This is a genomic window from Clostridium sp. (assembly GCF_050717635.1).
GTDB lineage: Bacteria > Bacillota > Clostridia > Clostridiales > Clostridiaceae > Clostridium_AD.
The window spans coordinates 57,461-72,238 of sequence record NZ_JBOITO010000031.1; the positions used below are offsets into that span (position 1 = coordinate 57,461).

Annotated in this window: 13 protein-coding genes and 1 riboswitch; of the genes, 1 reads left to right on the forward strand and 12 read right to left on the reverse strand. The window is 29.7% G+C overall.

Features of this window, described 5'->3' with window-relative positions:
- Nucleotides 1-3 precede the first annotated feature (3 nt).
- From ACREWB_RS15855 to ACREWB_RS15895, 9 genes are all read right to left on the reverse strand, one after another.
- Nucleotides 4-690: an ABC transporter permease gene (locus ACREWB_RS15855; RefSeq protein ID WP_431548431.1), complete on the reverse strand. Its 687-nt coding sequence runs from the start codon at nucleotides 688-690 to the stop codon at nucleotides 4-6.
- Complete coding sequence (locus ACREWB_RS15860; RefSeq protein WP_431548492.1) at nucleotides 659-1,477, reverse strand: ABC transporter substrate-binding protein; 819 nt, start codon at nucleotides 1,475-1,477, stop codon at nucleotides 659-661. Before ACREWB_RS15860 ends, ACREWB_RS15855 begins: the two co-directional genes overlap by 32 nt.
- A gap of 84 nt (nucleotides 1,478-1,561) precedes the next feature.
- A riboswitch (molybdenum cofactor riboswitch) is annotated at nucleotides 1,562-1,677 on the reverse strand.
- 153 nt (nucleotides 1,678-1,830) lie between these two features.
- Complete coding sequence (locus tag ACREWB_RS15865; RefSeq protein ID WP_431548432.1) at nucleotides 1,831-2,829, reverse strand: SDR family NAD(P)-dependent oxidoreductase; 999 nt, start codon at nucleotides 2,827-2,829, stop codon at nucleotides 1,831-1,833.
- Nucleotides 2,830-2,842: 13 nt separating this feature from the next.
- The gene (locus tag ACREWB_RS15870) at nucleotides 2,843-3,901 is read right to left on the reverse strand and encodes an FkbM family methyltransferase (protein ID WP_431548433.1); all 1,059 of its coding nucleotides are present in this window, start codon (nucleotides 3,899-3,901) and stop codon (nucleotides 2,843-2,845) included.
- A gap of 12 nt (nucleotides 3,902-3,913) precedes the next feature.
- Complete coding sequence (locus ACREWB_RS15875) at nucleotides 3,914-4,774, reverse strand: dTDP-4-dehydrorhamnose reductase family protein (RefSeq protein ID WP_431548434.1); 861 nt, start codon at nucleotides 4,772-4,774, stop codon at nucleotides 3,914-3,916.
- Nucleotides 4,775-4,786: 12 nt separating this feature from the next.
- Entirely contained in the window at nucleotides 4,787-5,863 is a 1,077-nt protein-coding gene (wecB, locus tag ACREWB_RS15880; protein WP_431548435.1) for a non-hydrolyzing UDP-N-acetylglucosamine 2-epimerase, read from the reverse strand.
- 2 nt (nucleotides 5,864-5,865) lie between these two features.
- Complete coding sequence (locus ACREWB_RS15885) at nucleotides 5,866-7,851, reverse strand: glycosyltransferase (protein ID WP_431548436.1); 1,986 nt, start codon at nucleotides 7,849-7,851, stop codon at nucleotides 5,866-5,868.
- A 229-nt stretch (nucleotides 7,852-8,080) separates the two neighbouring features.
- Nucleotides 8,081-8,563: a hypothetical protein gene (locus ACREWB_RS15890; RefSeq protein WP_431548437.1), complete on the reverse strand. Its 483-nt coding sequence runs from the start codon at nucleotides 8,561-8,563 to the stop codon at nucleotides 8,081-8,083.
- A 151-nt stretch (nucleotides 8,564-8,714) separates the two neighbouring features.
- Nucleotides 8,715-10,091, reverse strand: coding sequence for a hypothetical protein (locus tag ACREWB_RS15895; protein WP_431548438.1), 1,377 nt, complete (start codon nucleotides 10,089-10,091; stop codon nucleotides 8,715-8,717).
- A gap of 142 nt (nucleotides 10,092-10,233) precedes the next feature.
- Here ACREWB_RS15895 and ACREWB_RS15900 point away from each other — a divergent pair, with 142 nt between their 5' ends.
- A complete protein-coding gene (locus tag ACREWB_RS15900) occupies nucleotides 10,234-12,018 on the forward strand; it encodes a glycosyltransferase (RefSeq protein WP_431548439.1) in 1,785 nt (594 codons plus the stop codon).
- Between the two features lie 67 nt (nucleotides 12,019-12,085).
- Here the strand turns inward: ACREWB_RS15900 and ACREWB_RS15905 are convergent, their stop codons facing one another.
- The 3 genes from ACREWB_RS15905 to ACREWB_RS15915 all read right to left on the reverse strand — a co-directional run bounded on the left by ACREWB_RS15905 (nucleotide 12,086) and on the right by ACREWB_RS15915 (nucleotide 14,747).
- A complete protein-coding gene (locus ACREWB_RS15905) occupies nucleotides 12,086-12,880 on the reverse strand; it encodes a DNRLRE domain-containing protein (protein ID WP_431548440.1) in 795 nt (264 codons plus the stop codon).
- An 89-nt stretch (nucleotides 12,881-12,969) separates the two neighbouring features.
- On the reverse strand, nucleotides 12,970-13,257 hold the full coding sequence (locus ACREWB_RS15910; protein WP_431548441.1) for a hypothetical protein: 288 nt from the start codon (nucleotides 13,255-13,257) through the stop codon (nucleotides 12,970-12,972).
- A gap of 95 nt (nucleotides 13,258-13,352) precedes the next feature.
- On the reverse strand, nucleotides 13,353-14,747 hold the full coding sequence (locus ACREWB_RS15915) for a glycosyltransferase (protein ID WP_431548442.1): 1,395 nt from the start codon (nucleotides 14,745-14,747) through the stop codon (nucleotides 13,353-13,355).
- Nucleotides 14,748-14,778: the final 31 nt, after the last annotated feature.

Genomic DNA, 14,778 nt, shown 5'->3' on the forward strand with positions numbered 1-14,778 from the left:
CACCTATACTCTATCCATTTTAATAAGTCCATGTAAAATAAAATTAACCACAAATGCAACAAGGAGTAATATAATGCCTATTGTTATGGCCCCACTAAAATTACCCTGACCAGTTTCTAAGGCTATATATGTTGTCATTACCCTTGTGTCTCCTTTTATATTGCCCCCTACCATCATTACTGCACCAACCTCAGAAATCGCTCTTCCAAACCCAGCCGCTGCAACAGACAAAAGTTGAACTTTGCACTCTTTTATAATTAAAATCAAGGTATCTCTTTTCCCTGCCCCTAGTGCAATACAGTTCTTTTGAATTTTCCTTCCTCGAGTTCCTATAGCTGAAACTGTAAGCCCGAATACTATAGGAAATACCAAAAGACTCTGCGCTATAATCATTGCAGTGGGAGTAAATAACAGCCCAAGCTCCCCTAGAGGTCCCTTCCTTGAAAGCACTAGATAAACAACCAGTCCCATTAGTACTGGTGGAATGCTCATAAATGTTTCAGATAATCTTACAATATATTTTTTAAGTCTGAAATCTTTTAGAGCAATTGGTATGGCAAGTACCATACCTGTAAGTGAGGCTATTAATGTTGATGTAATTGAAACAAACAGTGATAAAAAAACCACCCTTATAACTTCTCCAGACAAACTCATTTCATCACCTATTTTTCGTATTAGTTCTAATTGCATTAGGGGTAAATAGAGGCATTCCAAACTTTCCCTTACCATATTCACCTATAAGCTGCTGTCTTTTACTTGAAATCATCCACTCTATAAATTCATTTGCCTCTTCTTCTTTAATTTTGTTCTTACTTGAGTCTAGTCTTATAAAAGCATATTGATTTAAAAAGTCACTTCCCTTTTCAGTAACTATATCTAAATCTAGATTATCCTTCATATTTAAATATGTTGCTCTATCTGTTAAAGTGTAAGCTTTTTTCTCAGATGCCATTGTAAGTACTGCTCCCATCCCTTTTCCTGCTGATATATACCATTCCCCAGTAGGTTCTATTCCTGCATTCTTCCATATAGCAAGTTCTTTTGTATTAGTACCTGATTTATCTCCTCTAGATACAAAGCTTGCCTGACTACTATTAAGTAATTTAAATGCCTCTACTGCGTCTTTTGGGGCTTTTTCTTTAAGCTTTGCAGGATCATCTTTTGGTCCTACTATTATAAAATCATTATACATAACCTCAAGTCTTTCAGTTCCAAATCCTTCCTCTACAAATTTAACTTCCTGCGACTTTGCATGCACGAGTAGTCCATCCGCGTCTCCACGTTTAGCAACCTCTAATGCTTCTCCTGTTCCTAAAGCCAGTACCTTAACTTTAATTCCTGTATCTTTTTCAAATAATGGTAGCAAATAATCCAAAAGCCCTGAGTCTTGTGTGCTTGTTGTTGTTGCAAGAATCATGGTCCTCTCTTTTTTAGAACAAGCAGTGATTGTAAAAACCATAACAATACAAATCGACATTGCCAAAAGCCTGGAAAATCTTGATTTACCTCTTAATTTTAACATAAAAAAAACCCCTTTATATTTTTAATAATATAAAAAGGAATGACAATTAAGCATCCCCCTTTTCAAATGGAAGGCTAAATCGTTTCCAATTTAACCCTAACGGTCATAATTCCATAGAAGCCCTTAGGAACTATGACTCGGAGAATAAATTTGAATATTTAGTATATTTGTACGTATAAATAATATATCATAGATTATTGAAAATAGAAAGAGAACTAAACCATTTTTACGCTTGAGTCTATTTTAAAATTTGTTATGTCTCCAATTGTTGTTGTAGTTAATAATGATACAGGTTCTATCCAAAATTTTTATTTATTATTAATGAATCCACCTTTAATAAGCATTTTCTTAGCTTCATTGTATCCTAATACACTATCACTTGAGGAATATTCCTTTTTACTTAATGGATTCAAATTTAGTTTTTTATAATATTCCTTTAAGCCCTCTATATTTATTTGAGGTAGTATAACAAAATAGTCGTTATCATAAATATATGCATTTTCAGCTTCATACTTAGATATTAATACTTCATTAACCTTTTCACCGGGTCTTTTACCTATTATTTTAACCGTGCAATGTTCATCTCCAAATTCAGCTTGTATAATAGTCGCGATATCTACTATCTTATATCCTGGCATTTTCATTACAAAAATTTCCCCGCCTATACTACTTCTAATTGCTTTGAATATTAACTGTATTGCCTGCTTTAAAGTTAGGAAATACCTTGTCATTTCAGTATCTGTAACTGTAATTTCATTACATCTCTTCACTTGATCTATGAAATATGGCACAACACTTCCATTTGTACCCAAAACATTGCCCGCCCTTATGCAAACAAATTTTGTTTTACTAGTTATAACATTAGCATGAATTATTAATTTCTCACCAATAGCCTTTGTCATTCCATAAACGTTTACCGGCTCAACAGCCTTATCTGTAGAAACATCAATCACTTTGACAACATTATTTTGAATTGCTGCACTAATAAGGTTTTTAACACCTATAATATTAGTTTTGATTGCCTCATCTGGTTGCTGCTCACAAATAGGAACATGCTTTAAGGCTGCTAAGTGAAAAATATAATCTACATTTTTGGTAGCCTCATTTATTGACTCATAATCCCTTATATCCCCTATAATAAATTCTAACTTAGTATTATTAAATTTACGTTGCATATTGACTTGATTTAATTCACTTCTAGAATATATAATTATTTTCTTGGGATTCATTTCTAACAGCTGAGTTGTGAGCTCATTCCCCCAGGACCCTGTACCTCCTGTTATTAAAATAGTTTTATTTTCAAACATAGCAAACCTCCACTTATAAAGTTGCATATAGTACAGTTTCGTACCAACATTTTTTATTATGATGTCTAAGGTAAAGCTTATAATTCTTGTCAAAAGATTTAATTAAAAGCGGAATTTTCCACAAATCTTCTGCTAAATGATACACACAGATTGCCAATTTGGGCTTAGTCCGTAATATTGCATCTTTACTACCTGTAAGTGCCTCATATTCGCTTCCCTCTATATCCATTTTAATCATTGTAATAGGCTCATTTTTGCATATTGAATCGATATTTATTACATTTATAAAACTACTAGAAAACTCATTAATATTGGAGGCCGAACTATTTAAGCTTGAAAAACCTATTGTTTTTTCACTGCTGTATAAACCATATGGATATATTTTAATGCTTTCCTTCATCTCCAGCTTCCCAACATGCTCCTTAAGCTTCTTAAAATTAATACCGTCTGGTTCAAAACAATAGTACTTCTTAAACATTCCTTTACTGTGGTCCAAATAACTTTCTAAGGTATCACCTGTAAAAGCTCCCCCATCGATAATGATTTCATTATCTTCAAACACAAAAATATCATCTAAAAAATATTGATTTTCGTTTAATGTAATGGACTCAAAAATATCTGGATTTTGATCAAAAACATATTTTATTAGTCCTAAAAATATAGTTTTAGATACCTCATCTTCAAGATGTGTGTAAACACATTGGAGGTCATCTAAATGCATTAGATACTCTAGTGAAAATCTATTGTACACCTGTTTTAGTCCAAGGGTTTTTAAGCGTCTTGATATATCATCGCTCCATTTAGAGGTTATTATAATAGGTACGTTATTATGAGAAAACCGGAGTTCATTTATTGAAATAATGGGTATTCCATTTATACTTTTACCGATTTTATCAGCACTGTCATCACAGTAAAACTTTACGTTAATATTATCATAAGTACTTAAAAACAGTTTTGCTTTTTCTCCTGCACCATATAGTATTACATCCATTTTATTATTCTTTAACAGATGTTCCTCGTAAGTATTATAAAAATCTAAAGCTTTGCTTTTTATATACTGTCTTATATTCATGTTATCACCTTCTCACATACGATATTGCGAATATAAATGACTGTTTTTTATCATCCAATCTTTTAATTCGCTAATCATTTCTGTATAAGAAGGTAACTCTACAGAGAAATCACTTCTGATACTAATTAGTGATTTATCATTTTCGATTTCCCCAAAACTTTCAATTATTATATTTTTATCAAATACACAATTAATAATCTTTAATAAATCATATTTGCTTATTGAGGCTTTTGAAGTCAGATTGTATAATCCATTTAAATCATTTTCTATCATAAGGTCCAGGCACTTACCAAGTTGCAATGTAGTAACTCCTGACCATATAACTTTGGAATATCCTATAACAGTTACATTTTGTTTCATGAACCAATGGAATAGCCCTGTACCGTTCTGTTTTAATTCGGGTCCTATTATTGAAGTGCGTACTGTTAGGTCTTTATTATTATTTATTTCACCCAGTATTTTCGTTTTAGCATACAGATCTTTTCCATCCGGTACGGAAGTTTCATTATAATTACCTGTATCCCCTGAAAAAACACAATCTGTACTTAGGTGAATAAGCTTCATATTAGTATTTTTAAATTGTTCTTCTAAATATCTTGGTAAATAGGAGTTAATGAAAATAGTATTAGAAGGGTCCTCTTCAGCATTTTTATTAAGAATTCCGATTGAATTAATTATGATATCCGGATTAAGTTCCACAATAATTGCGTTTAATAAATTTAAGTCATGTATATCTAAGACTAGAGAATTTTCTTCCAATTTAATAATATGGCATAAATCATACACTATATATTTTTCTGATAGTGTTTTAAAATAGCTACTAATCATATGACCAGCCATACCAGTTGCACCTAAAACTAAAATTTTTTTCACATGCCATCACCTCTAATTTGATAATAAGAAATTTACAACTTTACTTGAAACATTATTGTCAATATAACCATCTGGATAGCTCCAGCATTTATTTACATTTGCCATAAGCCTTGCGCACATAATAATTTTGTCGTAATTAACACCTGAAACCACATTACTTCCACATTCAACTGTTTCTGGCCTTTCAGTAGTATCTCTTATTGTAACTGTAGGTATTTGAAATATGCAGCACTCTTCTTGGACAGTGCCACTATCTGTTAGTGCAAAGGCTCCATTCTTTTCAAGCTTTATAAAATCAAAAAAACCAAATGGTTCACTATAAATTATATTTTTATTGACATTCAGTAAGCCAAATTTATCTATTTTACTTTTAGTTCTTGGGTGAACGCTAAAAATTACTTTACACTTAAATTCCTTTTGTATTGAATCAATAGCATTTAGTATGATTTCTAACCTTTCCTTCACATCCACATTTTCAGCTCTATGAATGGTTGCTAATATATATCTGCCTTTTTCTAAATTTAAAATCCTTAAAATATCACTTTTTTCAATATTTTCATCATAGTATCTCAGTACTTCAAATATTGGGTTACCTGATACAAATATTTTGTTTTTTGATATTCCATCTCTTAAAAGGTTTTCTCTACTCCCTGCAGTATAAGGCATAGCATAAGTTGAAACTGCATCTATTATCTTTCGATTTTTCTCCTCTGGTACCTTTAAATCAAAACATCTGTTACCTGCTTCCATATGAAATACAGGTATGCCAAGTCTCTCAGCTATAATTGCAGATAAGCCGCTATTTGTATCCCCAAGTATTAAAATTTTATCTGGTTTTTCACTTAATATGACTTCTTCTACAAGTTGTAGTAATTTCCCCACTTGTATGCCAAAACTATCCGCAGGTATTTGTAAATAGTAATCAGGTTTTCTAATGTCTAACTCCTGAAAAAATATATCATTTAAAAGAGAAGAATAATTCTGACCTGTATGAACCAAAATATGATCACAGTTCTCGTCTAATTTTTTTATAATTAATGACAGTCTTATTATTTCTGGTCTAGTTCCTAGAATTGTCATTACTTTCATAGCTAAATCACCCCTAGGTCTTTGACTTGTTCCAAATACTTATCATATTTTTCTTTAACCATAATAAGTTCATTTAAAAAATTTGTTCCTTGTTTTAAGCCTTCATCAATATACTTCATTCCCTCTTTTGCAAACACATAACAATATTTAATTAATTCTTCCTTGGTAACATTTCCTTTTACATATTCAGGTATTGCATTCATATTTATATGATTTTCAATTTGATTATAATAAAACAGTGCTAATACATAATTTTTTAATTGATCACTATTTTCAAATCTATTCCATTCAATATCTGGAGCATATACTTCTTCTTTAAAATTTTTAATAATATAATCAAAAATTGAAACTGCTGAATCTATTCTTTTTTGTAGATTATGGGACAAGTTATTGGAATGGATTCTATAATTTATTACAGCAGTATCAATTTTACCGTAGTTCCAGTTATATTTAATAAACTGTAATGAGTTTAAAGTATCTGAGGAAAAATCATTATTTCTATATATTATCCAATTTATTTTATTGCTCCTAAAAAAACTCAATCTATAGAGGCAATTCATAGGTATAAGTCCAGACCCAGTAGCAAATATATGTTTAACCACATCACTTTGTGGATAAACTGCATTATCCCACTGCTGAACTTTCATATTATTTTCATCTACTATATTAAGACTACTAAATACATAGTCTTTATCAGGATTTTTTTCTAAATAATCTACAAATTTCTGGATAGCATCAATTTGAACAAAATCATCACAAGCAAGCCATTGAAAATATTTACCCTTTGCATTACTAATAATTTCTTGAATTCCCCTTGATGCTCCACCAGAGTTAGATTCATGATAAATAACATTTATATTTTTATATTTTTCCTCATAATTACTTATCATTTCCCTAGAATCATCTGTTGAACAATCATCAATAATTAATATTTCAATGTTAGCGTAGGTTTGATTTATAAAAGAATCTACACATTTTGAGAGATATTCTTTACCATTATAATTTGTTATTCCTATAGTAACTAATGGTCCATCTATTTTTATCACATTTTTTATTTCTTCCAAATTTCTAATCAGTGACTTTATTTTTTCTACTTGATCCTTAAATTCAAACCCATTTTTAACAAAATCATGATACTCTTGTGAGTTGTATTTATCCTCAGCTATAATATTAGTAGCCTCAGAAATTGTATTCCAAATTGACTCTTCAGGATATATATTTCTTGCTCCAACAAAATTATGAATTATAGGTTTTATTCCCTTAGTCATTGCTTGCATAATGCTCATATTTTGTGATTCTAAAACACTAGTACATAAAATATAATTCTTATTTTCTAGCCAAGCGTCTAAATCATCCTGCCAACCTTCAAAAATAAGATTATTTTCTATGCCAAACTCTTTTATCATTTGATTGAAATAAAGAACATCTCTTTCATCTTGAAATTGCCCCGCAATAAATAGTTTATAACGATTATCCATATCATAAATAGCTTTAAAAGTATGGAGTAATAACATTGGACCTTTTTTATAATTTATATATCCCACATAAGCAACATTAAAACCCTGTTTTCTCTCAGAAAATGTCCATTTTTTAAAATCAATACCATTAGGGATTACAATTACTTTTTCTTTCGCTAAATCAAATTTATCAACGACAAAATTCATAATATGTTCTGCTACAAATATGATTTTATCAACATTTTCAAAATTAGCCTTAGAAGGGTAATCAGTAAAAGCCTCATAGCTGTGGAGCCTGCAGATGATTTTCTTATTTTTTACATTATTTAAGCTTCCATAGGCTACTAGTTCATCACACCACTCAAACCAACATACATCAGCCCATTCCATTCCTTCATCTATATGTGAATAGTCCGTTACAATCATTTTTTTCGTTTCATATTCCACTGATAATTCATTAATAATATCGCCTAAAAAACTATCTAACCCTTGTTTAACAAAAAAAGCAATTTTCATTCTATGACTCTCCATTAAATCCCTCCTTATTCGGACTTATGTGTCAATATATATTTTCAGCATAATATATATAACATTTTCAGTATGTTTTTATGAATGATTTAAGTTGATATGCAACTACCCCGCTTAATATTTTATGCTTTATCTAGGTAATAGGTGAGTCCTGCATAAAAGAAAGAGCTACTGAATATTATCCAATAGCTCCCTTTATATCAACACCACTAACTAATAATTATAAACTATCCTAAATTTGAACTTCCATAGCAGTTAGTGAATAGTAGTCTTCAATAGCACTTATAGTTACATTTTCTGTGACTGCTATTGTATCTGGTACACTTAATATAAATTCATATACTACTGTAGTGTTACATATTGAAGAAGTAACTGGATCATCTAACCATTCGAAACCTAAAGTATTGTATCCAACGTAAGGTTCAACAATAGATACACCTGTTTCTCCTATTCTTGCAGCATATATCTCAGTACCATTGCTTGTAATTGTAAGAAGAAGTGGTCCAAGTTCTGTTATAAGTGCTACAGTTTCTGGTGTTGCGTTGAATCTAAACCCAATAGCACCGGATAAAAGCACCTTGTTGTTTATATTTTTCATATCTAAGGTCAAAGTTCCTAAAACAACTGATGTGGTAACGCTATCTAAAACTATATCAGCAGCAGGCTGCTTGGAAATATTTTTTAAATCAACAACTATTCCTGTACCTAAAATCAAGCTACTTGATATTTTAAATACCCCCTTTAATATTTTCTCAATATATATTTTCTCAATATATATTATGAGTGTTAGGAATATTTTGTTACAGAAATTGTACAAGTCCTCAGTAGTACTATTTAACATTATTATTAATGTTTAGCATGAAAAATCACTTGTTACTTTTCATATATAAATCATTAATTAACTTATCTTTTTCTCTAATTAGATTGAATAATTCCCATAATTTATTATTATTAGAAAGAAGCAGTATATCATTTTTTTTATTTAAGGATATTACTTTATCTAAGAAATTATTTTTATATATATTTATTTCGTGATGGGATGATACTTGTCTCTTATTTAATTCAATTATATTATCTTCAAACTCAGCGATTAAATTATTAAGATTCACAATATTTTTTTTCATCAAATTATTTTCGCTGGTGTTTCTTTCTAGCCTTTTGCTTAAAATCAGAATCTTTTCTTCTAAAAAATCATCATTAGATTGTCCACTTTCTAAAGATAAACATTCATTTGATATTTCATTTATAGGATTAAATTTTATTAATTGATTGGCATTTATGGCATTTAATAAGCTCACGCTATTTATCTTACGCTCTAAATTTTTAGAATTATTATTCATATAGAAACACTTTAAGTGATCATTGAAATTTTTATTAAATGTAATTACGTCCTTCCATAATATCAAGTCCTTGGAACGCTTTAATAAAATTTCATCTCCTTGCTCCCATGTCATATAGTAATCATCTTTTTTAAAGAATATGGAAGGCTTTAATGTGTTGGCATTTTTATCTGACAAAATTGATTTATCCCAAACTTCCTGTGTTTCCATGGCTAAATTTTTATGCATTATTATAGTTTGAATGTTTTTGTAAATTAATTTATTATACGCAATTACCGCTATGTTACTAGGACTTATGAAAAAACACACATTACTGCTATCTTTAAGTTCTATATGTTTGTCCATTTCTACCCAATTACCATTTGCGTTATCTAGCCTGTATAATGCTAATTTGCCTTTATCGTGGTTTAAATATATTAGTATATATATTTCACTATTTTGTCTTGCCATGAAATAAGGTTTAATTAATTTGGGACCCACAGACTGAAAAGTTTCTTTTAATTGCCAGTAACCATTCATGAAAAAGCTATGATGTATAATATGACTATTGCGTTTTGCATCTGTAAGCACATAAAATATATGGGGTACTGTAAGCAACATTTTTATACTTATACAGCGTAAAATAAGGTCCTGTTTTTCAGATGCAACATTAATAATGTTATTACACTCAGGTAAAACCATGTACTTAAGGTCTCCACCGTCATTAATAAATATAATATGGATTTTATCTTCCATATCTATAGATGCTGAGTAGTCTTTTATATTGTATGCAATCTCATTTTGGCTCACTACTTCTCCATCTTTTATTTCTTGTTGAACTAAATTATTACTATTATTTATAGTAAATCTATTAAGTAAATTCCATGAATTTCTAAGAATAGATATTTGCCTATCATCAGTCATAATATTCCTCCATATAAGTTACTCAATTTATTACTTATTATAATTTATGTTGAAATATTTAATTAAGAACTGTTAAATAAATCCTACATAATATAAAGGGAAGTAAAATATAGTTAATTATTTAAAAGTGGAGGATATTGTTATGAAGAATGAAGTAAGTTTATGTATGATTGTTAAAAACGAAGAGAACTACTTACCTAGATGCCTAAGCAGTATCAAAGATATTGTTGATGAGATAATTATAGTTGACACCGGTTCTACAGATAAAACTGTGGATATAGCTAAAAGTTTTGGTGCTAAAGTTTACTATTTTAAGTGGAACAATAACTTTAGTGAGGCTAGAAATGAATCATTAAAATATGCTACTAAAGATTGGATATTGATATTAGATGCAGATGATGAATTATACGCGCAGGATCAACAAAAATTAGTGGAATTCTTAAATAGCCAGTTAGAAGAAAATGCAATTTATAATTTTGAAACACTTAACTATTATGGAGATACTATTGATGATAACTCAATAACTATAAATTTAAATCCAAGACTTTACAAAAATAACCATGGAACTCACTATGAGGGTGAGGTTCATAATCAATTAATAACTTCAGAAAGTAGTTATAATGCAATTTACAGCCTTATAAAAATTCATCACTATGGATATATGAATGATAGTATAGCTTCTAAAAACAAGAGAAAGCGAAATATAACTATCTTAAATGAGCAACTAAAAAAAGACCCAGATGACTCTTTTACTCACTTCAATCTAGGCACTGAATACGCGGCATTAAATGATTATAAAACTGCCTTAGAACATTATTATAAATCCTATGAAAAGTTTGAACCTCATAATGGATACAGTTTTCTATTAATATTTAGAATAGTTTTTTTAAATTATAATATAAAAGAATATGAGTTAGCTTTAAAGTTCATAGATATTGGTGCTCAGCATTATCCAAAATTCACGGACTTATATTTCCTAAAGGCTCTTATCTTAAAAGATATGAATATGCCTACACTTCAGATAAAAGCTCTAGAAAAATGTATTGAACTAGGCGAAGCACCTTCTGAATTAAAATGTTTATATGGAGTAGGGGACTTCAAAGCATACTACGAGTTAGGCAATGCTTATTTAAAACTCAGAGATTATGATGCTGCGTATAATTATTATATTGAAACAATGAAATCAAAACCAGATTTTATTAACCCTTTATTCAACATCGGTCATATATTAAAAAACAAAAATACACCTTTTGATGATTTCAAAAGGATTATAGAAGAGTTTTTTTCTGAATGTCCGAAATCCAATATCATTATTGCAAATTTATTTTACAAAGAAGGTTTTTATAGCACTACCTTAGAGTATATAGAAAAATGTGAGCTGGCTGGAATTAATACAGATGACCTCATGCTACTTAAAGCTAAGTGTTTTGTAATGTCAGGCTCCTTTGATGAATGCATTAATATGAATAGTATAGTTGAAACTAGTTATTCTTATTTATATCTTTCAATGTATAAAGTTATAAGTTGCATATTAACTAATAATTGTGATAATGCACTATCACTATTAAGTAATTTTAAAGAAGATGATTTATCAATATACGATACAAAACTACTAAAAGTATATACTCAATTTTTAAAATTAGTAACCAAAGAGCCTACCTCTATTATATCTGAGGAGGAAAATGAAAGTGATTACCTTGCTATCATTTTAGAAATCTGTGAAATACTCCTAATTAACAATGAATTTGATAAACTTGACATAGCTGTAAATTTGCTAAATTTAATAAATAATAACTCTGTGCTGCTTAACCTTGGAAAACTATATTATAAATATGGATATATTGAACTTGCTAAAAAAGAAATAATGAGATCAATAAGTGAATTTGAAATATATGATGGGGAAGGTTTAGAGGTATTAATGGGCTAGGCAAAGGTTTTTCGGCATATATATAAGCAAAGAAGGAAACCATTATTTATATGGTTTCCTTCACACTCTAAGCCTTATAAGATCCAAAAAACTCTGTAGTTTCAACATCACCTGGCTTTTCCTTTGGAATAACAGCCATATTATACGTCTTATCTATATAAAGGGGGCTTCCACTTAATAAATTATTATATTCATCCGCAACGTAATAATTGTCTGTATGACCACTGTCATTTCTTTTTACTCCAATATTTATTATAGCCTCGTATTGCGAATCCTCTGCCACTGTTCCTATAACCCTAACTTGTCTCATAGTAGCTCCTACTGGATTACAATGGGTTTTTTTATAATCATTGCACTCATTACTAATAACAACTTTAATAAAAGGAGTAAGATAGCTGTCCACACTCATTGAAGAGCCAAATTCAGCAAGAACACTATGGTTTTCACTAAATAATGCTATACCAGTATTATTCAATTTATTACTTAACCATAATGAAACAAAGTAGGCTAAATTTACCGATACAGCTACATCCGAAATTATGGGATTAAACTTTTTTTTAAGACTTCTATTTACTCTTGGCTGATTATTGAAACTTGTATAAGTACTAAAATAGTCACTTAACGGGTGAATAAAAAATTCTTGTTTACTATCATTATAGAATTTATTTGTCTTGAATAATACAAGCTCTGCACTAGAAATAGAAACATTAGTTGGTATAGCTGAAATATCAAAAAATAAATAGCTAATATAGTTATACCCACCATCATTTCCTACAAATATGGTATTGTCATTTATATTTCCGTTAGGCAATCTATTTGTAACAGTGAGACTTCTAGTAGCCGGAATTAGTATGCTTGCCAAATTTACCACCTCTTTTCTATAGCCTCACTTTAAATCATGGAGCCATATGTGGCTCCATGAAATTTCAAAACAATTATTTTTAACTAGTACTAAACGGTATATGACCAAGCTGCTTCTACAGCACCAACTGTATCTGATCCCAAGAGCTTTGGTACAATTGACAACGTATAAGAAGTATTAACTGCTACAGCTGTGATGGTTGCATTTTCTATCTGTAATATTCTATAGAATGAGCGATTTCTAGCTGCAGTAGCAGAATTAGTAATGTTTAATTTAACGGTTAAATAAGCAAGACTATTTCTGGCAATAGTTCCTGTAACAAGAACCGGACGTGGTGTGCCAGTTTTAGGAGTATCAAAATTAAGCGTTGTAGCCATAAAATATTCATCTCCATGAATTTATTTTTTTAGGATTTTCAGTCCTTGTTTATTATATGACGATGTAAATATAATGTACCATTTTAATCTTCACACTATAAACTTTTCTGGAACTTAGCTACATACTCATAAGACAAGAAATATCCTTTCATATCAGCACCTACAATACTACAAATATCATTTAAGAACTTATCATCCTCAGGTGTTAATTCAGCATAGTAATGAAATACATATGGATTAATATATCCACACTCATGGAATATTCTGTATATATCTGTTAAAGTAAAAAATTTATTACTTCTTTTATCTAAAATCGAATTTTCATTATACATAAATTTTCCTTTTAATAACTCTTTTATAACTGAATGGTGCATTAAGTTAGGAATCGTCGCAATTATATATCCTCCAGGTTTTAAAAATCTTTTTATTTCATTCAAAAGTTTAAAGGGGTCTTTACTTTGTTGAAGTCTATTTCCAAGAATTATATAATCAAAAAAATCTATTTTGTCACTCTTAAAGTTCATACTATAATTTTCTTCGAAATCATTTGTCATGAGTTCTAAAATTTTCTCACCTAACCTTGCTACAGGTTCATTTATCTCTATTCCATATATTTTAGAATTTGGATACAAATATTTTAATCTAAGTAGTGTCGCTCCAAGTCCACAATCAAACTCAAGAATGTTTAATCCATTCTCTTCTGAGTCATCTATACGCTGTATGATGTCAAATTTTAATGTACTGCATAGGTTAGAATTAAACCCCCATTTGTCCTCAATTTTTTTTCGATTTACAGTTAGTAGATTACTAAATTTAGTATAATCCTTACTAAAAGATAAACTACCAAAATGATGTATGAAGCTATCATTACATAGCATCATCTTATATCCTGATTCTATAATCCTCATGCACAAATCATCATCTTCAAAGTTTCCAGGTGTAAATTGCTCGTCCATAACTCCAATTTTATTAAGAACCTCTCTCTTAATAAGCATACAAAATGCTACCAGTCTTACTTTTTGCTCCCATTTCTCGGGATTTGAAACATTATTAGCATCAGCAAAGATCATCATATCTTTAATATCACTATAAGGCACACTTATAGATTGATAATTAGAACAATTATTAGTTATAGATGCAGTAGCTCCAATGCTGTCACTACTGTAAAGACATACTTTAAGATTATCAAGCCACCTTGGAGTGGCTACAGTATCATTATTTAAAAACAAAATATCATTTTCTTTACCCGCTGCATCTATTCCTATATTACATCCCTTTGGGAAGCCAACATTTTCATCGTTTAAAATAACTACAATATCCTTTTGCTCTTTAAGCCATTCTCTTGTTCCATCAGTAGAATTATTATCAACAACAATTATCTCATAGGTATTCTCCTTAGTGTATTTCCTTATGCTATCAACACAAATTTGATTATAAATAAGGTTGTTATAAGTTAAAATTATTATTGATGTTTTTCTATTTTCAATCATTATTTTATCCCTTCCTCTAAAACATATTACT

What these genes read in the sequence shown, in the direction of transcription:
- ACREWB_RS15855 (WP_431548431.1), bottom strand. Translation starts at nt 690, where the DNA reads ATGCAATTAGAACTAATACGAAAAATAGGTGATGAAATGAGTTTGTCT.
- ACREWB_RS15860 (WP_431548492.1), bottom strand. Translation starts at nt 1,477, where the DNA reads ATGTCGATTTGTATTGTTATGGTTTTTACAATCACTGCTTGTTCTAAA.
- ACREWB_RS15865 (WP_431548432.1), bottom strand. Translation starts at nt 2,829, where the DNA reads ATGTTTGAAAATAAAACTATTTTAATAACAGGAGGTACAGGGTCCTGG.
- ACREWB_RS15870 (WP_431548433.1), bottom strand. Translation starts at nt 3,901, where the DNA reads ATGAATATAAGACAGTATATAAAAAGCAAAGCTTTAGATTTTTATAAT.
- wecB (WP_431548435.1), bottom strand. Translation starts at nt 5,863, where the DNA reads ATGAAAGTAATGACAATTCTAGGAACTAGACCAGAAATAATAAGACTG.
- ACREWB_RS15885 (WP_431548436.1), bottom strand. Translation starts at nt 7,851, where the DNA reads ATGGAGAGTCATAGAATGAAAATTGCTTTTTTTGTTAAACAAGGGTTA.
- ACREWB_RS15895 (WP_431548438.1), bottom strand. Translation starts at nt 10,091, where the DNA reads ATGACTGATGATAGGCAAATATCTATTCTTAGAAATTCATGGAATTTA.
- ACREWB_RS15900 (WP_431548439.1), top strand. Translation starts at nt 10,234, where the DNA reads ATGAAGAATGAAGTAAGTTTATGTATGATTGTTAAAAACGAAGAGAAC.
- ACREWB_RS15910 (WP_431548441.1), bottom strand. Translation starts at nt 13,257, where the DNA reads ATGGCTACAACGCTTAATTTTGATACTCCTAAAACTGGCACACCACGT.
- ACREWB_RS15915 (WP_431548442.1), bottom strand. Translation starts at nt 14,747, where the DNA reads ATGATTGAAAATAGAAAAACATCAATAATAATTTTAACTTATAACAAC.